General features: G+C 73.4%; 21 protein-coding genes. 17 read left to right on the top strand and 4 right to left on the bottom strand.

Features of this window, described 5'->3' with window-relative positions; genetic code table 11:
- Positions 1-151 precede the first annotated feature (151 nt).
- The 3 genes from IE134_RS01880 (at position 152) to IE134_RS01870 (ending at position 3,415) form a co-directional block, all read left to right on the top strand.
- Positions 152-502: a YciI family protein gene (locus IE134_RS01880; protein WP_030709130.1), complete on the top strand. Its 351-nt coding sequence runs from the start codon at positions 152-154 to the stop codon at positions 500-502.
- 146 nt (positions 503-648) lie between these two features.
- The gene (locus tag IE134_RS01875) at positions 649-1,860 is read left to right on the top strand and encodes an RNA polymerase sigma factor (RefSeq protein WP_189429913.1); all 1,212 of its coding nucleotides are present in this window, start codon (positions 649-651) and stop codon (positions 1,858-1,860) included.
- 181 nt (positions 1,861-2,041) lie between these two features.
- Positions 2,042-3,415: a M14 family metallopeptidase gene (locus tag IE134_RS01870; protein ID WP_189429442.1), complete on the top strand. Its 1,374-nt coding sequence runs from the start codon at positions 2,042-2,044 to the stop codon at positions 3,413-3,415.
- A 57-nt stretch (positions 3,416-3,472) separates the two neighbouring features.
- On the opposite strand, the gene IE134_RS01865 is transcribed toward IE134_RS01870, so the two are convergent.
- A complete protein-coding gene (locus IE134_RS01865; RefSeq protein WP_098016936.1) occupies positions 3,473-3,883 on the bottom strand; it encodes a PIN domain-containing protein in 411 nt (136 codons plus the stop codon).
- A complete protein-coding gene (locus tag IE134_RS01860; RefSeq protein WP_010058745.1) occupies positions 3,880-4,101 on the bottom strand; it encodes a type II toxin-antitoxin system VapB family antitoxin in 222 nt (73 codons plus the stop codon). The genes IE134_RS01865 and IE134_RS01860 overlap by 4 nt, the downstream gene beginning before the upstream one ends.
- A 108-nt stretch (positions 4,102-4,209) precedes the next feature.
- Here IE134_RS01860 and glmS point away from each other — a divergent pair, with 108 nt between their 5' ends.
- The 8 genes from glmS (at position 4,210) to IE134_RS01820 (ending at position 11,828) form a co-directional block, all read left to right on the top strand.
- On the top strand, positions 4,210-6,057 hold the full coding sequence (gene glmS, locus IE134_RS01855; protein ID WP_030709126.1) for a glutamine--fructose-6-phosphate transaminase (isomerizing): 1,848 nt from the start codon (positions 4,210-4,212) through the stop codon (positions 6,055-6,057).
- A gap of 35 nt (positions 6,058-6,092) precedes the next feature.
- Positions 6,093-6,461 carry a holo-ACP synthase gene (locus tag IE134_RS01850; protein ID WP_030709125.1) on the top strand — a complete coding sequence of 123 codons (369 nt, stop codon included), beginning with the start codon at positions 6,093-6,095 and terminating at the stop codon, positions 6,459-6,461.
- 174 nt (positions 6,462-6,635) lie between these two features.
- Entirely contained in the window at positions 6,636-8,084 is a 1,449-nt protein-coding gene (locus IE134_RS01845; RefSeq protein WP_189429441.1) for an NAD(P)H-hydrate dehydratase, read from the top strand.
- The gene (locus IE134_RS01840) at positions 8,081-8,482 is read left to right on the top strand and encodes a DUF488 domain-containing protein (RefSeq protein WP_030709123.1); all 402 of its coding nucleotides are present in this window, start codon (positions 8,081-8,083) and stop codon (positions 8,480-8,482) included. The genes IE134_RS01845 and IE134_RS01840 overlap by 4 nt, the downstream gene beginning before the upstream one ends.
- A gap of 60 nt (positions 8,483-8,542) precedes the next feature.
- On the top strand, positions 8,543-9,715 hold the full coding sequence (gene alr, locus IE134_RS01835) for an alanine racemase (RefSeq protein WP_097885290.1): 1,173 nt from the start codon (positions 8,543-8,545) through the stop codon (positions 9,713-9,715).
- Complete coding sequence (locus IE134_RS01830) at positions 9,712-10,962, top strand: alpha/beta fold hydrolase (RefSeq protein WP_030709117.1); 1,251 nt, start codon at positions 9,712-9,714, stop codon at positions 10,960-10,962. Before alr ends, IE134_RS01830 begins: the two co-directional genes overlap by 4 nt.
- Positions 10,931-11,500, top strand: coding sequence for a tRNA (adenosine(37)-N6)-threonylcarbamoyltransferase complex ATPase subunit type 1 TsaE (tsaE, locus tag IE134_RS01825; protein WP_030709115.1), 570 nt, complete (start codon positions 10,931-10,933; stop codon positions 11,498-11,500). Before IE134_RS01830 ends, tsaE begins: the two co-directional genes overlap by 32 nt.
- Before the next feature lie 133 nt (positions 11,501-11,633).
- The gene (locus tag IE134_RS01820; RefSeq protein WP_030709113.1) at positions 11,634-11,828 is read left to right on the top strand and encodes a hypothetical protein; all 195 of its coding nucleotides are present in this window, start codon (positions 11,634-11,636) and stop codon (positions 11,826-11,828) included.
- A gap of 14 nt (positions 11,829-11,842) precedes the next feature.
- On the opposite strand, the gene IE134_RS01815 is transcribed toward IE134_RS01820, so the two are convergent.
- The gene (locus IE134_RS01815; protein ID WP_189429440.1) at positions 11,843-12,436 is read right to left on the bottom strand and encodes a L,D-transpeptidase; all 594 of its coding nucleotides are present in this window, start codon (positions 12,434-12,436) and stop codon (positions 11,843-11,845) included.
- Between the two features lie 136 nt (positions 12,437-12,572).
- Between IE134_RS01815 and tsaB the strand changes: the two genes are divergently transcribed.
- The 5 genes from tsaB (at position 12,573) to IE134_RS01790 (ending at position 15,701) form a co-directional block, all read left to right on the top strand.
- Positions 12,573-13,220: a tRNA (adenosine(37)-N6)-threonylcarbamoyltransferase complex dimerization subunit type 1 TsaB gene (gene tsaB, locus IE134_RS01810; RefSeq protein WP_030709109.1), complete on the top strand. Its 648-nt coding sequence runs from the start codon at positions 12,573-12,575 to the stop codon at positions 13,218-13,220.
- Positions 13,221-13,249: 29 nt separating this feature from the next.
- Positions 13,250-13,735: a ribosomal protein S18-alanine N-acetyltransferase gene (gene rimI / locus IE134_RS01805; RefSeq protein ID WP_073820905.1), complete on the top strand. Its 486-nt coding sequence runs from the start codon at positions 13,250-13,252 to the stop codon at positions 13,733-13,735.
- Complete coding sequence (gene tsaD, locus IE134_RS01800; RefSeq protein WP_030709105.1) at positions 13,735-14,853, top strand: tRNA (adenosine(37)-N6)-threonylcarbamoyltransferase complex transferase subunit TsaD; 1,119 nt, start codon at positions 13,735-13,737, stop codon at positions 14,851-14,853. The genes rimI and tsaD overlap by 1 nt, the downstream gene beginning before the upstream one ends.
- Positions 14,850-15,122: a hypothetical protein gene (locus tag IE134_RS01795; protein ID WP_010058729.1), complete on the top strand. Its 273-nt coding sequence runs from the start codon at positions 14,850-14,852 to the stop codon at positions 15,120-15,122. Before tsaD ends, IE134_RS01795 begins: the two co-directional genes overlap by 4 nt.
- Before the next feature lie 114 nt (positions 15,123-15,236).
- The gene (locus IE134_RS01790; protein WP_030709103.1) at positions 15,237-15,701 is read left to right on the top strand and encodes a VOC family protein; all 465 of its coding nucleotides are present in this window, start codon (positions 15,237-15,239) and stop codon (positions 15,699-15,701) included.
- A gap of 689 nt (positions 15,702-16,390) precedes the next feature.
- On the opposite strand, the gene IE134_RS01780 is transcribed toward IE134_RS01790, so the two are convergent.
- Complete coding sequence (locus IE134_RS01780) at positions 16,391-17,617, bottom strand: THUMP-like domain-containing protein (RefSeq protein WP_189429439.1); 1,227 nt, start codon at positions 17,615-17,617, stop codon at positions 16,391-16,393.
- Between the two features lie 110 nt (positions 17,618-17,727).
- On the opposite strand from IE134_RS01780, the gene IE134_RS01775 reads away from it, so the two are divergent.
- The gene (locus IE134_RS01775; RefSeq protein WP_189429438.1) at positions 17,728-18,684 is read left to right on the top strand and encodes a polysaccharide deacetylase family protein; all 957 of its coding nucleotides are present in this window, start codon (positions 17,728-17,730) and stop codon (positions 18,682-18,684) included.
- Positions 18,685-18,718: the final 34 nt, after the last annotated feature.

The following is an 18,718-nucleotide window of genomic DNA, read 5'->3' as shown; positions in this document are numbered from 1 at the left end:
TGGGGCGTCGTCAGCGGAAGGGGCGTCGTAAAAAAGATGCGGGCGGTGTGTCGATGGGGCCCGGTCCCGTTCGTCGTCATGGTGTAAGCCAGCCCCGAGGGCTGGGACCACGGGACCGGACCAGAGTCCCGACAGGCGACAGGAGCCGATCATGAAGTACATGCTGCTGATCCACAGCGGGGCCGTCGACGAGCGGGGCGGCGCGCCCGAATGCACCGTCGAGGACTGGATGGCCTACGACAAGGCCGTACGCGACGCCGGAATCCACGTCTCCGGGGAGTCGCTGGCCGACCTGGTGACCGCGACCACCGTGCGGGTCTCGCCCACGGGGGAGCGGACCGTGACGGACGGGCCGTTCGCCGAGACGCGGGAGCTGCTGGGCGGGTTCCTCGTGATCGACGTGCCCGACCTCGACGCCGCCCTCGACTGGGCCGCGCGCTGTCCCGGCTCGCGCGACGGCGGTGCGGTCGTCGTCCGGCCGGTCGCGGACTTCGGGGCCTGAGAGCGGTGGCGGGCGAGGACGCCTCGGCGGAGGAGGACCTTCCGGCGGCCGGCGGGGGCGCCTCGGCGGAGGACGCCCGGGCCGCCGGAGCCTTCGGGGCGGGGCCGCCCGGGGAGGGGTGCGGGGCCGCCGAAGCCGTCGAGGCGGTGTTCCGGGAGGAGCGCGGGCTGCTGCTGGCCTCCCTCACCCGCCGGTTCGGGGACCTCGACCTGGCCGAGGAGGTGACGTCCGAGGCGATCGAGGCGGCCCTGCGGCACTGGCCCGCCGAGGGTGTCCCCGCCCGCCCGGGGGCCTGGCTGCTGACGACCGCGCGGCGCAAGGCCGTGGACCGGCTGCGGCGCGACCGGGCGTACGCGGCCCGGCTCGCCGTCCTCCAGGCCGACGCGGAACGGGACGACGCCGTCGCGCCCGCTGCCGACGTCGCCGGGGTCGGTGAACTGCCGGACGAACGGCTCCAGTTGTTCTTCACCTGCACCCACCCGGCCCTCGCTGCCGAGGACCGTACCGCCCTCACCCTGCGCTGCCTCGCCGGCCTCACCACACCGGAGGTGGCCCGAGCCTTCCTCGTACCGACGGCGACCATGGCCCAGCGCATCGTGCGGGCTAAGAAGAAGATCCGCGAGGCCCGGATCCCGTTCCGGGTGCCCGGACCCGACGAACTGCCGGAGCGGCTGCCAGGGGTGCTCCAGGTCGTGTACTCGGTGTTCACGGAGGGGTACGCGGCCAGCTCCGGCCCCCGTCTCCAGCGGCTCGACCTGGCGGAGGAGGCGGTCCGCCTCGCCCGGATACTGCACCGCCTGCTGCCCGCCGAACGGGAGACCGCCGGGCTCCTCGCGCTGCTGCTCCTCGTCCACGCCCGGCGCGACGCGCGGACGGGCCCGGAGGGCGAGCCGGTGCTCCTGGAGGAGCAGGACCGGGGGCGCTGGGACCGGGCGATGATCGAGGAGGGCCGTGATCTGGTGGTCCGGGCGCTGACCGGCGGACCGGCCGGGCCCTACGGGGTGCAGGCGGCCATCGCCGCCCTGCACGACGAGGCGGCGGGCGTGGAGTCCACGGACTGGGCGCAGATCGTGGCCCTGTACGACGTGCTGCTCGCCCTCACGCCGTCCCCCGTGGTGGCGGTGAACCGCGCCGTGGCGGTGGCGATGCGGGACGGGCCGGGGGCCGGGCTCGCGCTGCTGGACGCGCTGGCGGGGGAGCCGAGGCTGCGCGCGTACCCGCCGTACGCGGTCGCCCGGGGCGATCTGCTGACCCGGCTGGGGCGGGAGGGGGAGGCGGCGGTGGCGTACCGGGAGGCGCTGGAGGCGGCGGGCACCGAGCCGGAGCGGGCGGCGCTGCGGCGGAAGCTGGGGGAGTAGGCGGGGCGGGCACGGAATCCCCGCCTCCCGGTCTCCCCGCGCCATTTTCCTGTCATTTCCCCTTCGGCCAAAAGGGGCGCGATGGCTGGAACCCTATTCTTGACCGGCTCATGACATGGATCCATCCTGTGCCCGTCGCACAGCTCCACCCCCCACCCCGACGGACCCAGGAGACGCCAGCATGCGACTTGTCACCCCACGGACCTCCCGGCCGAGAACCCGGCCGGCGAGGAACCGCCGCAACGCCGCCCTAGCCGTTCTGCTCGCCCTCGGCCTCGCGGCCCCCGCGACCGCCGTCGCCACGGCCGAGCCCTCCGCCCCGAACGCGGCCCTCGCCGCCGATGAGCGGGTGCTCCAGTACGAGATCACCGGGCGCACCACCCCCGCCGCCCGCACGGACATCGCCCGCGCGGGCGTCTCGATCGACGAGGTGCACGACCACGGCATCGTGATCACAGCGGACGCCGCCCAGGCCAAGAAGCTCCGGGCGCGTGGCCACACCCTGGAGGCCCTGCCCGCGCCCGACGCCCACGCGCATGACCATGCGGCGGACGGGGTCGGCGTGCAGGACTTCCCGCCCGCCGACTCCCGCTACCACAACTACGCCGAGATGACGGCGGCGATCGACGCCCGCATCGCCGCGAACCCCTCGATCATGAGCAAGCGGGTCATCGGCAAGACGTATCAGGGCCGGGACATCATCGCGGTCAAGGTCAGCGACAACGTGGGCACCGACGAGGCCGAACCCGAGGTCCTGTTCACCGCCCACCAGCACGCCCGTGAGCACCTCACCGTCGAGATGTCGCTCTACCTGCTCCGCGAGTTGACCGCCGGTTACGGCTCCGACTCCCGGATCACGCAGGCGGTCAACGGCCGTGAGCTGTGGATCGTGCCGGACATGAACCCGGACGGCGGCGAGTACGACATCGCCTCCGGCTCGTACCGCAGCTGGCGCAAGAACCGGCAGCCCAACTCCGGCTCCAGCGCGATCGGCACCGACCTCAACCGCAACTGGGCCTACAAGTGGGGCTGCTGCGGCGGCTCCTCCTCCAGCCCGTCGTCGGACACCTACCGCGGCCGGGCCGCCGAGTCCGCGCCCGAGACGAAGGTCGTGGCGGACTTCGTGCGCAGCAGGGTGGTCGGCGGGAAGCAGCAGATCACGGCGGCCATCGACTTCCACACGTACAGCGAACTGGTGCTGTGGCCCTTCGGCTACACGTACAACGACACCGCCCCCGGCATGACCGCAGACGACCGAAACGCGTTCGCGGCCGTCGGCCAGAAGATGGCGGCGAGCAACGGCTACACCGCCGAGCAGTCCAGCGACCTGTACATCACCGACGGATCGATCGACGACTGGCTGTGGGGCTCGCAGAAGATCTTCGGCTACACCTTCGAGATGTACCCGCGCTCGGCCTCCGGCGGCGGCTTCTACCCGCCCGACGAGGTCATCGAGCGCGAGACCTCCCGCAACCGGGACGCGGTGCTGCAGCTGATCGAGAACGCGGACTGCATGTACCGGTCGATCGGCAAGGAGGCGCAGTACTGCTCCTGACGGGGTGAGAACGGATCCACTCCGGTGCGGGATCCCCTGCGGTCCCGCACCGGAGCCTCAGGCCACGTCGTGGACGCTGTGTTCGCCCAGATCCGGGGCGTGCCGGGCGACCGTGCGGTAGTCAAGGTCGTCGTGAAGGACCGTCAGCCCGTGGTGGGCCGCTGTGGCGGCGATGATCAGGTCCACAGCGGAGGCGCTGCGGTGCTGTCCGGCGCGTGCCATGCGGTGCTGGACCGAGGTGATCCAGCGTCCCGCGCTCTTCGGCACGGAAACGTCCGGGTAGAGGTCGGTGAACATCTCCACGATCTCGTCGTACTCGCGCGCGTTCCGCGCGCCGTACAGGAACTCCACCCGCTGCGGATAGCAGGAAGCGACCGTTCCGGCCTCGATCGCATCCGACCACGCCGCTTGGAGGGCGGCGTCGGAGAGCAGTCGTACGAGGCCCGACGTGTCGAGCAGGTAGATCACTGCCCGTCCTTCTCCGCCCGGTGCCGCCGCTCGGCGTCCTCCACCGCACCCCACGTCCGCGCGCGATCGAAGTGTCGGCTGATGCGCGCCGCCCGCTCCTGCTGCTCGGCGTAGAAACGCAGGGCGATGTTGACGGTCTCCTTCTTCGTGCGGGCCTTGGACAGGGCCATCGCCCGCTCCAGAGCTTCATCGTCTATGTCGATCTGGGTCACTGACATGTCCGGTCCTCCCGTCGCGCGTCCTGCGCCGCCATGTGGAGCATGTACAAAGAATTGTATGTGACCAACATTCCTCCCGCGAGCCGCCTCCGGCCTTATGGTGCCGCTATGTGCGGAATCGTGGGTTATGTCGGTATGCAGTCGGCGCAGGACGTCGTCGTCGCGGGACTCAAGCGCCTCGAATACCGGGGCTACGACTCGGCGGGCGTCGCCGTTCTCGCGGACGGCGGGCTCGCCGCCGCGAAGAAGGCGGGCAAGCTCGTCAATCTGGAGAAGGAGCTGGGGCAGCGGCCGCTGCCGGCCGGGCGGACCGGGATCGGGCACACCCGGTGGGCGACGCACGGGGCGCCGACCGACGTCAACGCCCATCCGCATCTGGACAACGCGGGCCGGGTCGCCGTCGTGCACAACGGGATCATCGAGAACTTCGCGGCCCTGCGACGGGAGCTGACCGGGCGCGGGCACGCCCTGGAGTCGGAGACGGACACCGAGGTCGTAGGGCATCTGCTGGCCGAGGCGTTCTCGGCGGGCGGGGACCTCGCGGACGCCATGCGGGAGGTGTGCCGGCGGCTGGAGGGGGCCTTCACCCTCGTCGCCGTCCACGCGGACCAGCCGGACGTCGTCGTCGGCGCGCGGCGCAACTCGCCGCTCGTCGTGGGCGTCGGCCAGGACGAGTGGTTCCTCGCCTCCGACGTCGCCGCCTTCATCGCCCACACCCGCTCCGCGATCGAGCTGGGCCAGGACCAGGTCGTCGAGCTGAGCCCCGAGGGCGTCACCGTCACCGGGTTCGACGGGGAGGCGGCGGACGTGCGGGAGTACCACGTCGACTGGGACGCCTCCGCCGCCGAGAAGGGCGGCTACGCATCCTTCATGCTCAAGGAGATCGCCGACCAGCCCCAGGCCGTCGCCGACACCCTCCTCGGCCGGGTCGACGGCGAGGGATCGCTGACCCTGGACGAGGTGCGCATCCCCGACGCCGAACTCCGCGAGGTCGACAAGGTCGTCATCGTCGCCTGCGGGACCGCGTTCCACGCCGGGATGATCGCCAAGTACGCCATCGAGCACTGGACCCGGCTGCCCTGCGAGACCGAGCTGGCCAGCGAGTTCCGCTACCGGGACCCGATCCTCGACCAGCGCACCCTCGTCGTCGCCATCTCCCAGTCCGGCGAGACCATGGACACCCTGATGGCCCTGCGGCACGCCCGTGAACAGGGCGCGAAGGTGCTCGCCATCTGTAATACGAATGGGTCGACGATCCCGCGCGAATCCGATGCCGTGCTCTACACGCACGCCGGACCCGAGGTCGCCGTCGCCTCCACCAAGGCCTTCCTCACCCAGCTCGTCGCCTGCTACCTCGTCGCCCTGTACCTGGGCCAGGTGCGCGGCACGAAATGGGGCGACGAGATCCGTACGGTGGTGCGCCAGCTCTCCGCGATCTCCGCCGAGGTCGAGAGCGTCCTGTCGACCATGGAGCCCGTCCGCGAGCTGGCCCGCTCCCTCGCCCACCACGACACCGTCCTCTTCGTCGGCCGGCACGTCGGCTACCCGGTCGCCCTCGAAGGCGCGCTCAAGCTCAAGGAACTCGCCTACATGCACGCCGAGGGGTTCGCGGCGGGCGAGCTCAAGCACGGGCCCATCGCGCTCATCGAGGAGGGCCTCCCGGTCGTCGTCATCGTCCCCTCACCGCGCGGGCGTTCCGTCCTCCACGACAAGATCGTCTCCAACATCCAGGAGATCCGGGCCCGGGGCGCGCTCACGATCGTCGTCGCCGAGGAGGGCGACGACGCCGTCCTCCCGTACGCCGACCACCTCATCACCGTCCCCGCAACGCCTACGCTGCTTCAGCCGCTGGTCGCCACCGTGCCGCTCCAGGTCTTCGCCTGCGAGCTCGCGACGGCCCGCGGCAACGAAGTGGACCAGCCGCGCAATCTGGCGAAGTCCGTGACCGTGGAGTGAGCGAGTGACCAAGTGAGCGAACGAGGGTGGGGGCCGTGATCATTGGGGTCGGCATCGACGTGGCCGAGATCGAGCGCTTCGGCGCGGCGCTGGAGCGTACGCCCCAGCTGGCCGAACGGCTCTTCGTCGAGAGCGAGCTGACACTGCCGAGCGGCGAGCGGCGCGGGATCGCCTCGCTCGCCGCCCGGTTCGCCGCGAAGGAGGCCCTGGCCAAGGCGCTCGGCGCACCGGGCGGGCTGCTCTGGAGCGACGCGGAGGTCTGGGTCGAGGAGAGCGGGCAGCCCCGGCTGCGGGTCAGCGGCACGGTGGCGGCCCGCGCCGCCGAACTGGGCGTACGGGGCTGGCACGTCTCGCTCAGCCATGACGCGGGGGTGGCGTCGGCGGTGGTCATCGCGGAGGGGTGAGCGTTCGCCCGGGCGAACCCGCCACGGTGTGCGGCGCGGCGCGGATTCGGTGCCGTCGCCGAGTGGAGCCGCCACGGCCGTCGCCCTCGCCGACGGGTGAGCGCCCGCACCGATGAACCCCGCCACGCCCCACGGCGCTGGCGTCCGGCCCCGTGATCGCGGAGGGTTGGACCCATGCGACGTGCCTACAGCGTGGAGACCGTACGGGCCGCCGAGGCCGCCCTCATGCAACGCCTGCCCGAGGGCGCCCTGATGCAGCGCGCCGCCGCCGGGCTCGCCGCCGCCTGCGGCGATCTGCTGCGGCGCAACGGGCGGGTGTACGGGTCCCGGGTCCTGCTCCTCGTCGGCAGCGGCGACAACGGCGGCGACGCGCTGTACGCGGGTGCCCGCCTCGCCCGCCGGGGCGCGGGCGTTCGCGCCCTGCTGCTCGCCCCCGACCGGGCCCACCCCGGCGGGCTGGCCGCGTTCCGCGCCGCCGGGGGACAGGTCGTCGACGGGCCGGACGGGCTCGGCGTGCTCGATCTCGTCGTGGACGGCATCACCGGGATCGGCGGGCGCGGCGGACTGCGCGAGGACGCCACCGAGCTGGTGCACACCGTTACCCGCGACCGTACGCCGGTGATCTCCGTCGACCTGCCGAGCGGCGTGGAGGCCGACACCGGGGAGGTGCACGGCGAGGCCGTCCGGGCGGACGCCACCGTCACCCTCGGGACGTACAAGCCGGGCCTCCTGATCGACCCGGCCGCCGAACACGCGGGCGCCCTGCGGCTGGTGGACATCGGGCTCGGCCCGGAACTGCCCGAGCCGCCGGACCTGGAGGCGCTCCAGTACGCGGACGTGGCCGCGCTGCTGCCGGTGCCGGGCGCGGAGAGCGACAAGTACCGGCGCGGCGTCGTCGGCGTCGTCGCCGGGTCCGAGCGCTACCCGGGCGCCGCCGTCCTCGCCGTCGCGGGCGCGCTGCGCGGCGGGGCCGGGGCCGTGCGGTACGTCGGACCGGGCGCGGACGCGGTGATCGCCCGGTTCCCCGAGGCGCTGGTGCACGCCGGGCCGCCGTCGAAGGCCGGGCGGGTGCAGGCCTGGGTGGTCGGGCCGGGGCTGGGGGACGGGCGGCAGGCCGAGGCGGCCGTCGCCGATGTGCTCGCCGCCGACGTGCCCGTGCTCGTGGACGCGGACGGGCTGCGGCTGCTGGACGCCGAGACCGTACGGACCAGGACCGCCCCGACCGTCCTCACCCCGCACGCGGGGGAGGCCGCCGCGCTGCTCGGCACGGCCCGCGAGGAGGTCGAGTCCGGGCGGCTCACCGCCGTGCGCGAACTGGCCGCCCGCTACCGCGCCACCGTGCTCCTCAAGGGCTCCACCACCCTGATCGCGGAGGCCCGCGACACCCCTGTCCGGGTCAACCCGACCGGCACGGCCTACCTCGCCACGGCAGGCAGCGGCGACGTCCTCTCCGGCCTGACCGGGGCCCTGCTCGCGGCCGGGCTCGCCCCGCGTGACGCCGCGTCCGTGGGCGCCTATCTGCACGGGCTCGCCGCCCGGCACGCCTCCGACGGGGCACCGGTCTCCGCGCAGGACGTCGCCGACGGCATCCCGGCGGCCTGGCGCGACGTGCGGGCGGAATGAGCCGGGGCGATGGTGGGAGCGTGAGTGAACCCGTACGCGTGCGCAGGGCCTACGACCCGGTCGAGGACGGCGACGGCACCCGGGTGCTGGTCGACCGGCTCTGGCCCCGGGGCGTCTCCAAGGAGCGGGCCGCCGTCGACGTATGGCTCAAGGACCTCACGCCCTCGAACGAGCTGCGCTCCTGGTACCACCACGACCGCACCGGCCGGCACGAGGAGTTCGTGGAGCGCTACCGCGCCGAGCTGGACGACACCGCGCACACGGAGGCGGTCGAACGGCTGGTGGGGCTGGTACGGGACGGCGGGCCCGTCACCCTGGTCACCGCCGCCAAGGACGTCGCCGACAGCCATGTCCCGGTGCTGGTCGACCACCTCAAGCATGTGATGAAACGTACATAAGTCTGGATACCGGCGTGCGCTGCCGGGGACGCGGCCGACGCCTCTGAGACACTGGGCGCGATGAACGAGACAGCGTCCCTGAGAGCCCGTGCCGAGATCGACCTCGCCGCGCTGCGCGCCAATGTGCGCGTCCTGCGCGAGCGGGCGGCCGGTGCGCAGCTCATGGCCGTCGTGAAGTCCGACGGGTACGGGCACGGCGCGGTGCCCTGCGCGCGGGCCGCGCGGGCGGCCGGGGCGACCTGGCTCGGCACCGCCACCCCGCACGAGGCGCTCGCGCTGCGGGCGGCCGGACTCGACGGCCGGATCATGTGCTGGCTGTGGACGCCCGGCGGGCCCTGGCGCGAGGCGATCGAGGCCGACATCGACGTATCGGCCGGCGGCCTGTGGGCGCTGCGCGAGATCATCGCCGCCGCCGAGGCCGCCGGCCGCCCGGCCCGCGTCCAGCTCAAGGCCGACACCGGCCTCGGCCGGGGCGGCTGCCAGCCCGCCGACTGGCCCGAACTGGTCGGCGCGGCCCGCGATGCCGAACGGGCCGGACACCTCCGGATCACCGGACTCTGGTCCCACTTCGCCTGCGCCGACGAGCCCGGCCACCCCTCGATCGCCGCCCAGCTCGCCGTCTACCGCGACCTGGTGGCGTACGCCGAGAAGGAGGGCGTGGAGCCCGAGGTGCGGCACCTGGCCAACTCCCCGGCCACGCTGACGATCCCCGAGGCGCACTTCGACCTCGTGCGGACCGGCATCGCGATGTACGGCATCTCGCCCGCCCCCGAGCTGGGCACGTCCGCCGAGCTCGGGCTGCGCCCGGTGATGACGCTTGCCGCGGCCGTCGCCCTGGTCAAGGACGCCCCGGCCGGACACGGCGTCAGCTACGGCCACCACTACACGACTCCCGCCGACACGACCCTCGGCCTGATCCCCGTCGGCTACGCGGACGGCGTCCCGCGCCACGCCTCGGGCAGCGGGCCCGTCCTGGTCGGCGGGAAGGTGCGCACGGTCGCGGGCCGCGTCGCCATGGACCAGTTCGTCGTCGACCTGGAAGGCGACCGGCCCGAGGCGGGCGCGGAGGCGGTGCTGTTCGGGCCGGGCGACCGGGGCGAGCCGACCGCGCAGGACTGGGCGGAGGCCGCCGGCACCATCGCGTACGAGATCGTCACCCGCATCGGCGCGCGCGTGCCCCGGGTGTACGTGAACGAGACGGCCGACGAGGCGACCGGAGGCGTGCCGCGGTGAGCGAGAGCAGCGCGGAGGCCGTGGTGGCCGCGACCGCGAACGTGGCAGGAGCGGCCGGTGCGGCGAACTGGCGGCGGGCCGGGATCGCCGGCGCCGCGATAGGGGTGCTCGCCGCCGGTGCGGCGGCCGGGGTCGCCGTGGAGCGGCTCACCGTCGGGCGCGGCATGCGCAAGAAGGCCCGCCTCGCGCTGGACGCGACCGGGCCCTACGGCTCGCTCCGCGGCACCCCGGGCCGGGCCGTCGCCGACGACGGGACCGAGCTGTACTACGAGATCGACGAGGTGGAGGTGGCGCCGACGACCGCCGACGAGGGCGCGTCCGGCTCCCGCCGCCGCCGGCTCTTCGGGCGCAAGGCCCCCGCCCCGGTCACCGTCGTCTTCAGCCACGGCTACTGCCTCGGCCAGGACTCCTGGCACTTCCAGCGGGCCGCCCTGCGCGGCCTCGTCCGCGCCGTCTACTGGGACCAGCGCAGCCACGGCCGCTCCGGGCGCGGGCGGTCCCAGGCGGACGGGGTGCCGGTCGGCATCGACCAGCTCGGCCGCGATCTGAAGGCGGTCATCGACGCGGCAGCCCCCGAGGGCCCGGTGGTGCTGGCCGGGCACTCCATGGGCGGCATGACGATGATGGCGCTGGCCGACCAGTACCCGGCGCTGATCCGGGACCGGGTCGCCGCCGTCGCCCTGATCGGCACCTCCAGCGGCAAGCTCGGCGAGGTCAACTTCGGGCTGCCGGTGGCGGGCGTGAACGCGGTGCGCCGGGTGCTGCCGGGCGTGCTGAAGGCGCTCGGCTCGCAGGCGGAGCTGGTGGAGAAGGGGCGGCGGGCCACCGCGGACCTCTTCGCCGGGCTGATCAAGCGGTATTCGTTCGGCTCGAAGGACGTGGACCCGGCGGTCGCCCGGTTCGCGGAACGGCTGATCGAGGCCACCCCGATCGATGTGGTCGCCGAGTTCTACCCGGCGTTCACCGAGCACGACAAGAGCGGCGCGCTGCCCGGGTTCCGGGACGTGCCGGTGCTGATCCTGGCCGGGGACAAGGACCTGGTGACGCCCAGCTCGCACAGCGAGGCCATCGCGGACGTCCTGCCCGACGCCGAGCTGGTGATCGTGCCGGACGCCGGGCACCTGGTGATGCTGGAGCACCCGGAGACCGTCACGGACCGGCTGGCCGACCTGCTCGTCCGCAGCGGCACGGTGCCGGCCGCTAACGTTGGCGGACATGGAAGCACCGCACAACAGCCCGGCCGCTGAGACCGTTCCCGAGCCCGCCGGGGCGGCCGATACCGACCCCGTGGGGGCCGTGCCCGAGGCCGTCACCGTGACGCTCACCGTCACCTCCCCCGAACAGATGCAGGACCTGGGCCGCCGCCTCGCCCGGGTGCTGGCCCCCGGCGACCTCGTGATGCTCACGGGCGAGCTGGGCGCCGGGAAGACCACCCTGACCCGGGGCCTCGGTGAAGGCCTCGGCGTGCGCGGCGCAGTCACCTCGCCCACCTTCGTCATCGCCCGCGTCCACCCCTCGCTGGTCCAGGGCCCCGCCCTGGTCCACGTCGACGCGTACCGCCTGGGCGGCGGGCTCGACGAGATGGAGGACCTGGACCTGGACGTGTCGCTGCCCGAGTCGGTGGTGGTCGTGGAGTGGGGCGACGGCAAGGTCGAGGAGCTCTCGGAGGACCGGCTGCGGGTCCTCATCGACCGCGCTACCGGCGACACCGACGACGAGCGGCGCGAAGTAACCCTGGTGGGCATCGGGGCGCGCTGGGCGGGGCTGCGGGAGGCGCTGGCGTAACGCCCGGGGGTGGCCTTCCCGACAGGGCGTCGGTAAATTGTTGCGCGGGAGACCGTGGTCATGGTCACATGGGTACGAGGTGTGGTTAGGCTTACCTAACCGCGCCCTCCACCGGAGCCCCCAGGAGGCATCCATGCCGACGCCCGAGCGCGCAGCGCGACCGACTCCGTCCGCCCTGTCGATGAAAGACCTGCTGGCCTCGTGCGCCGCGGCCACCGCGGTCTCCACCCCGCCGAGCGACACCCCGGAGGCCTGCGAAGCCTCCGGCGCGGCGGACCGGGACGGGGGCGGCGGCCACACGGACGCCGTCCGGCGCCACGCGGCCTAGAGGGCGCCCGGCGGCTACGGGACGACGACGACCTTCGCGCCGACCGTCGCGAAGGTCCACACCGCGTTGCCGTCCGCGCGCTTCATCCGCACGCCGCCGGTCTTCGACGTCGGGTCCGGGCTGGCCATCGAGCCGTCCTGCGCGGCGCTGAAGCCGATCGCCACCTCGTCCACGTTCGCGAAGCGGACCACGTGCTCGATCGGGACGCCGTCCGAGCCCTGGACCGTGCCGGAGCGCGAGGTGACCTTGTGGACCCCGGGCGGCGGGCTGATCGGGCTCGGCATGACCGTGAAGGTCCGGATCGACTTCCCGTCCTCGTTGACCAGCCACACCCGGCGGTCCTTCAGCGCGTACACCACGCGCTCACCCGTGCCGGACGCCGCCGGGATCGCCAGCGGGTCGGCCGGCTTCGGCTTGGCGGAGGGCTTGGCCGGGGCCGTGGCGGAGGCCTTGGGACCGGGGGAGGAGGCCACCGAGCCGGGGGCGTTCGCCGAGGCCTGGTAAGCGAGGAAGGCGACCCCGGCGACCGCCGCGGCGGTGAGCCCGGCCACGATTCCCGAGCTGCTCCTTGCCACCTGAACTCCCCTTTCGGCGGCCGTCTGCCGCATGTCGTACAAGCGTTTACGTCGTACCCCCCGGATACCCGGTGACGGTAGCAGCAGCACGGGTGCGGGCCGGGACGCCGTACGGGCGCCGTAACGCCGTCGGCGGAGCCGTAGGCTATTTGCTGTGCTCTTGCTCGCCATGGATACCGCCACCCCCGCCGTCACCGTCGCCCTGCACGACGGCACGTCCGTCATCGCCTCCTCCGGACAGGTCGACGCCCGCAGGCACGGGGAGCTGTTGCTCCCCGCCGTCGACCGGGTCCTCGCCGAGGCCGGGACGAAGCTCGACGCCGTGACGGGCGTGGTCGTCGGTGTCGGCCCCGGCCCGTACACCGGTCTGCGCGTCGGCCTTGTCACCGCCGCCACCTTCGGCTCCGCCCTCTCCGTACCGGTCCACGGTGTGTGCACCCTGGACGGGATCGCGTACGCCGCGGGGCAGGACGGCCTGGAGGGCCCCTTCGTCGTGGCGACGGACGCCCGCCGCAAGGAGGTGTACTGGGCGCGGTACGAGAACGCCCGCACCCGTACGGGCGAACCCGCCGTCGACCGGCCCGCCGACATCGCCGAAGCCGTCGCGGGGCTCCCCGTCGTCGGCGCGGGCGCGGTGCTCTACCCGGAGTCCTTCCCGGACCGGCGCGGCCCCGAGCACGTGGCCGCCGGGGCGCTCGCCGCGCTCGCCGCCGAGCGTCTCGCCGCCGGGCAGGAGCTGCCGGCGCCGCAGCCGCTCTATCTGCGCCGGCCCGACGCCCAGGTCCCGAAGAACTACAAGGTGGTCACCCCCAAGTGAGCGCCGCCGCCACCGCCGTCCTGCGCGAGATGCGCTGGTGGGACATCGAACCGGTGCTGGAGCTCGAACACGCGCTGTTCCCGGACGACGCCTGGTCGCCCGGCATGTTCTGGTCCGAGCTGGCCCACGCCCGCGGCCCCGGCGCCACCCGCCACTACGTCGTCGCCGAGGAGCCCGCCACCGGGCGTATCGTCGGATACGCGGGGCTCGCCGCCCTCGGCGACCTCTCCGACGTCCAGACCATCGCGGTCAGCCGCGAGGCCTGGGGCACCGGACTCGGCTCCGAACTCCTCAGCGACCTGCTGAAGGCCGCGACCGCCTTCGAATGCGCCACCGTGCTGCTGGAGGTCCGGGTCGACAACACCCGCGCGCAGAAGCTGTACGAGCGCTTCGGCTTCGAGCCCATCGGCTTCCGGCGCGGCTACTACCAGCCGGGGAACATCGACGCCCTGGTCATGCGCCTCACCCTGCACGAACACGCGACGGACAACGCACCAGAGACCGGGACTGAATGATGGCTGCCGACGAACCCCTCGTACTCGGCATCGAGACCTCCTGCGACGAGACCGGCGTCGGCATCGTGCGCGGCACGACCCTGCTCGCCGACGCCGTCGCCTCCAGCGTCGACACCCACGCCCGCTTCGGCGGCGTCGTCCCGGAGATCGCCTCCCGCGCCCACCTGGAGGCGATGGTCCCCACCATCGAGCGCGCCCTGAAGGAGGCGGGCGTCAGCGCCCGCGACCTCGACGGCATCGCCGTCACCTCAGGACCCGGGCTCGCCGGAGCCCTGCTCGTCGGCGTCTCGGCCGCCAAGGCGTACGCGTACGCCCTCGGCAAGCCGCTCTACGGCGTCAACCACCTCGCCTCGCACATCTGCGTCGACCAGCTGGAGCACGGGCCGCTGCCCGAGCCGACGATGGCCCTGCTGGTCAGCGGCGGCCACTCGTCCCTGCTCCTGGCCCCCGACATCACCGCCGACGTCCGCCCGCTGGGCGCGACGATCGACGACGCGGCGGGCGAGGCGTTCGACAAGATCGCCCGGGTGCTGAATCTGGGCTTCCCCGGCGGGCCCGTGATCGACCGGCTCGCGAAGGAGGGCGACCCGAAGGCCATCGCGTTCCCGCGCGGTCTGACCGGCCCGCGCGACGCCCCGTACGACTTCTCCTTCTCCGGGCTGAAGACGTCGGTCGCACGCTGGATCGAGGCGAAGCGCGCGGCGGGCGAGGAGGTGCCCGTACGGGATGTGGCGGCGTCCTTCCAGGAGGCCGTGGTGGACGTGCTCACCCGAAAGGCCGTGCGGGCCTGCAAGGACGAGGGCGTCGACCACCTGATGATCGGCGGCGGTGTCGCGGCCAACTCCCGGCTGCGCGCCCTGGCCCAGGAGCGGTGCGAACGGGCCGGGATCCGGCTGCGGGTGCCCCGCCCGAAGCTCTGCACCGACAACGGCGCGATGGTCGCGGCGCTCGGCGCGGAGATGGTCGCCCGCAACCGGCTCCCCTCCGACCTGGAGCTGTCGGCCGACTCCTCGCTGCCGGTCACGGAGCCGCACGTGCCGGGGACCGCGCACGCCCACGCGCACTCCCACGACCACGATCACGTGCACGAGATCAGCAAGGACAACCTGTACTCATGAGCGGCGACGCGACCATCGTCCTGATGTGGGAGGCCCGGGCCGTGGAGGGCCGGGGCGGCGAGCTTCTGGAGTGGGCCCGCGCCCGGTCCGCCGAGCTGTCCCGTGAGCCCGCCCGCCGCGAACTGCTGCGCGCTCCGCAGGACCGGGTGCTCGTGATGACCTGGTGGCCGGACGCCTCGTACGGGGACGACCTCCCCGAACTCCCCGAGCCCGACGCCGCCCTGATCACCCGGGCCGTGCACCGGTGGCGGTTCGAAGCAGTGGGGTGAGGCGCGGGGGTCCCGTCGCGTGTCCGATGAGTTCCGGCGGCGGCCCCGGTCTACCTTCCACGACGTCCGGACCGCCCGGCCCGGAGGTGTGGACGGCCCGAAGAGGTGAAGGTCATGCAGAAGATCACCCCGTGTCTCTGGTTCGACGGTCAGGCCGAGGAGGCGGCCGAGCACTACGTCGCGATCTTCGGCGGTGACTCCCGGATCGGGGACATCACCTACTACGGCGACGAGGCCCCCGGCCGGAAGGGCTCGGTGCTCACCGTCGGCTTCCGGCTCGCCGGGCAGGACTACATGGGGCTCAACGGCGGCCCGCAGTTCCCCTTCACCGAGGCGATCTCGCTCTCCGTCGACTGCGCCGACCAGGCCGAGGTGGACCGGTTCTGGGCCGCGCTCTCCGAGGGCGGCGAGGAGGGCCAGTGCGGCTGGCTCAAGGACAAGTTCGGGGTGTCCTGGCAGATCGTGCCCAACGAGCTGCCGCGCCTGCTGGCCGACCCGGACCCGGCGAAGGCGGGCCGGGCGATGAAGGCGATGCTCGGCATGGGCAAGCTGAACCTCCAGGCCCTGCGCGACGCCTGACCGGCAGTCCGGCCCCTGCGACCGGATCGGTAGTGTTCTGCGCATGCCACGCCGTGCCCCGCTGCCTCCCCCTCCGCCGCCCGTCGAGATCCGGTCCTGGCCCGACCGCGAGGCGATGCTCGCCGACCGGGCCGTGGTCCTGGGCGAGCTGGTGAAGATGCACGTGGGGCCGGGGCGGCTCGGGCTGCTGTGGATGTGGGCGGCGCTCGCCGCGACCGGCTGGAGCGTGGTGGGCTCGGGGCTCGTCTTCATCGAGCAGGGGTCCGACTTCTTCAGCGGCATCGCCGGAGTCTTCAGTCTGGTCGTCGGCGCGGCGGCCCTGATTCCGGCCGTCGTCTTCGCCTGCCTGGGCATCTCCCGGGACCGCGAGGTCCGTTCGCTGCTCGACGCGTGGGGCGCGCTGGACCGCGACCCGGAGCGCGACCGGCGGCTGCGGATGCCCGGGATGAGCCTCACCTGGCTGCTGCTGTCGTTCGTCCTGGGCGCGGTGGGGCTCGCCCTCTGCGTCATCGGACCGGCGAGCGCACGGCCGGGCCGTGAGACCTACGGGCTGGTCGCCCTGGTGATGGGCGTCGGCATGGTCGCCTGGCTGACCGCGCTGGTCGGCGGGGTGACGGCCCTGGCCCACCGCCGCTGGGTGGTGCGCGTGCTGAGGGGGAGCGGCGGTACGGGCGCCGGGGCCGTCCCGGTCAGCCCAGCGGATGGCCGATCAGCATCGTCGGGGCCCCCGCCACCCGGGTCAGGAACACGGTCGCCGAGCCCGGACCGCTCAGCTTCATCCGGCGCCGCAGCTCCTCCGGTTCGACCGCCGAACCCCGCTTCTTGACGGTCAGCACGCCGATCTGACGCTCCCGCAGCAGCGCCTTCAGCCGCTTCATGCTGAACGGCAGCTCGTCGGTGATCTCGTACCCGGCGACGTACGGCGAGGAGTACGGCTCGTCGCTCGTGATGTACGCGATCGTCTCGTCCACCAGCCGCCCGCCGCACCGCTCCACGAGGTCCGCCACCAGATGGGCCCGGATCACCGCGCCGTCCGGCTCGTACAGATAGCGCCCGACCGGGCCCACCGGCGGGGCCGGCAGCGGGGCCGGGGCGCTCAGGGTCGCCCCGGACGGCAGCAGCGTGGCCCGGAACGCGCCGGGCGCGAAGCCCTCCCCGTACCAGAGCACCGCCTCCTTCACGTCCCCGCCGTCCGAGATCCACTCGGCCTCCGCCTCCCGGCCGATCGCCTCGTGCGGGATGCCCGGGGCGATCTTCAGCGCCGCCCTGGGGGCCTTCAGCGCGGCGGCCGTGGCCCAGGAGAGCGGCGGTGAGTAGGCCTCCGGGTCGAAGATCCTGCCGCGTCCGCCGCGCCGGGCCGGGTCGACGAAGACCGCGTCGTACGGGGCGGTGTCGATCTCCGTGACGTCGGCGCACCGCACCTCGATCAGGTCCGCGAGCCCCAGCGCCTCGGCGTTGGCGCGGGCCACCTCGGCCGTCAGCGGGTCGCGGTCCACGGCGAGCACGGAGATCCCGGCGCGGGCCAGGGCGATGGCGTCGCCGCCGATGCCGCAGCACAGGTCGGCCACGCTCCGCACGCCGAGCCCGGCGAACCGGGCGGCGCGGTGGGCGGCGACCGAGGTGCGGGTGGCCTGCTCGACCCCGTTGGGCGTGAAGTACATCCGGTAGGCGTCCTCGGCCCCGAACTTGACGGCCGCCCGCTGCCGCAGCCGGGCCTGGCCCAGGGCCGCCGACACCAGCTCCGCCGGGTGCGCGCGGCGCAGCCGGGTCGCGGTGGCCAGCTCGTCGGCGGGGTCGTGGTCGCGCAGCTCGGCCAGCAGCTGCGCGCCCTCGGGAGTCCGCAGCGCGGCGAAGGCGGCACGGGCGGGGTCGTCGGCCGAGGAGGCGGAGGGGGTCGTTGCGTTCACCCGGTCCATTGTGACCGGTGCGCCGGTGGAGGTCCCTGTGGGCCGCCCGGGGGACGGCGCCGGTCCGCTCGCGGTGTCGGAAAGGGCGCACGGGGTGGCGGCTGGCAGGATGCGGCGCCATGCAGCTAGTACGACAAAACGAAAAGTCAGGCGGAAAGCGGTACGGGTCGGGCGTCGTCGTGCTGGCGGCCCTGCTGGCCGCCGCCGTCGCCTCCGGATGCGCGGCGGAGACGGGTGGCGGTGGCACGGGGGCTCCCGGCGCGCCCGCGAAGCCCACCGTCGGCCGGTCGGGCGACGCGGCCCCGCAGGCCGGGCCCGCCCGGGCCCAGGACACGTACGCCGAGACGGTCAGGAAGAAGCAGGCCGTGCGGGCCGTCGCCGCGAAGAAGTGGGGGCTCGCCAAGGTCCCGCTCGCTGCCCCCGAGCCGCCGAAGGTGAAGCCGCGCATCACCACCCGCAAGGGGTTCGAGGTCCGGAACGACAAGGGGCTGCCGCCGGTCTTCACCACCGTCCCGACCAAGGAGAGGATCGTCTTCCTGACGATGGACGACGGGGCCGAGAAGGACCCCGAACTGCTGCGGATGATGACCGAGTTGGACATCCCCTACAGCGCGTTCGTCAGCGACTACGTCATCAACGACGACTACGGCTACTTCAAGAAGATGCAGCAGCGCGGGGTGACCATCAGCAACCACACCCTCAACCACCGCTATCTGCCCGGCCTCTCCCACGCCGAGCAGAAGCGGGAGATCTGCGGCCAGCAGGAGAAGATCCTCAAGCACTACGGCAAGCGCCCCACGCTCTTCCGCCCGCCCTACGGCAACTACAACCGCGACACCCTCGTCGTCGCCAAGTCCTGCGGGATCACCGCCGTACCGCTGTGGTCGTCCGAGGCCTTCCCCGACCGCATGGAATGGCGCGAGTGGGACCAGGACCTGCACCCCGGCGACATCGTGCTCACCCACTTCCGGGGCAAGGAGGACTGGAAGGGCTCGATGCCCGACATGGTCCGCCGCGTCATGAAGACCATCACGGACAAGGGATACGCGGTGGCGAAGCTGGAGGACTACGTCTGACCCGTCCCCCCCCCCGTAACCGGCCCCGAGTGCG

This window comes from Streptomyces rubiginosohelvolus (assembly GCF_014649875.1).
GTDB lineage: Bacteria > Actinomycetota > Actinomycetes > Streptomycetales > Streptomycetaceae > Streptomyces > Streptomyces rubiginosohelvolus.
This window is presented reverse-complemented; position numbering and strand designations above follow the sequence as displayed.

What these genes read in the sequence shown, in the direction of transcription:
- rimI (WP_073820905.1), top strand. Translation starts at nt 13,250, where the DNA reads ATGCGCTGGTGGGACATCGAACCGGTGCTGGAGCTCGAACACGCGCTG.
- IE134_RS01820 (WP_030709113.1), top strand. Translation starts at nt 11,634, where the DNA reads ATGCCGACGCCCGAGCGCGCAGCGCGACCGACTCCGTCCGCCCTGTCG.
- alr (WP_097885290.1), top strand. Translation starts at nt 8,543, where the DNA reads ATGAACGAGACAGCGTCCCTGAGAGCCCGTGCCGAGATCGACCTCGCC.
- IE134_RS01860 (WP_010058745.1), bottom strand. Translation starts at nt 4,101, where the DNA reads ATGTCAGTGACCCAGATCGACATAGACGATGAAGCTCTGGAGCGGGCG.
- glmS (WP_030709126.1), top strand. Translation starts at nt 4,210, where the DNA reads ATGTGCGGAATCGTGGGTTATGTCGGTATGCAGTCGGCGCAGGACGTC.
- IE134_RS01845 (WP_189429441.1), top strand. Translation starts at nt 6,636, where the DNA reads ATGCGACGTGCCTACAGCGTGGAGACCGTACGGGCCGCCGAGGCCGCC.
- IE134_RS01790 (WP_030709103.1), top strand. Translation starts at nt 15,237, where the DNA reads ATGCAGAAGATCACCCCGTGTCTCTGGTTCGACGGTCAGGCCGAGGAG.
- IE134_RS01815 (WP_189429440.1), bottom strand. Translation starts at nt 12,436, where the DNA reads ATGCGGCAGACGGCCGCCGAAAGGGGAGTTCAGGTGGCAAGGAGCAGC.
- tsaE (WP_030709115.1), top strand. Translation starts at nt 10,931, where the DNA reads ATGGAAGCACCGCACAACAGCCCGGCCGCTGAGACCGTTCCCGAGCCC.
- IE134_RS01870 (WP_189429442.1), top strand. Translation starts at nt 2,042, where the DNA reads ATGCGACTTGTCACCCCACGGACCTCCCGGCCGAGAACCCGGCCGGCG.
- tsaD (WP_030709105.1), top strand. Translation starts at nt 13,735, where the DNA reads ATGGCTGCCGACGAACCCCTCGTACTCGGCATCGAGACCTCCTGCGAC.
- IE134_RS01780 (WP_189429439.1), bottom strand. Translation starts at nt 17,617, where the DNA reads ATGGACCGGGTGAACGCAACGACCCCCTCCGCCTCCTCGGCCGACGAC.
- IE134_RS01840 (WP_030709123.1), top strand. Translation starts at nt 8,081, where the DNA reads ATGAGCCGGGGCGATGGTGGGAGCGTGAGTGAACCCGTACGCGTGCGC.
- tsaB (WP_030709109.1), top strand. Translation starts at nt 12,573, where the DNA reads ATGGATACCGCCACCCCCGCCGTCACCGTCGCCCTGCACGACGGCACG.
- IE134_RS01880 (WP_030709130.1), top strand. Translation starts at nt 152, where the DNA reads ATGAAGTACATGCTGCTGATCCACAGCGGGGCCGTCGACGAGCGGGGC.
- IE134_RS01795 (WP_010058729.1), top strand. Translation starts at nt 14,850, where the DNA reads ATGAGCGGCGACGCGACCATCGTCCTGATGTGGGAGGCCCGGGCCGTG.
- IE134_RS01775 (WP_189429438.1), top strand. Translation starts at nt 17,728, where the DNA reads ATGCAGCTAGTACGACAAAACGAAAAGTCAGGCGGAAAGCGGTACGGG.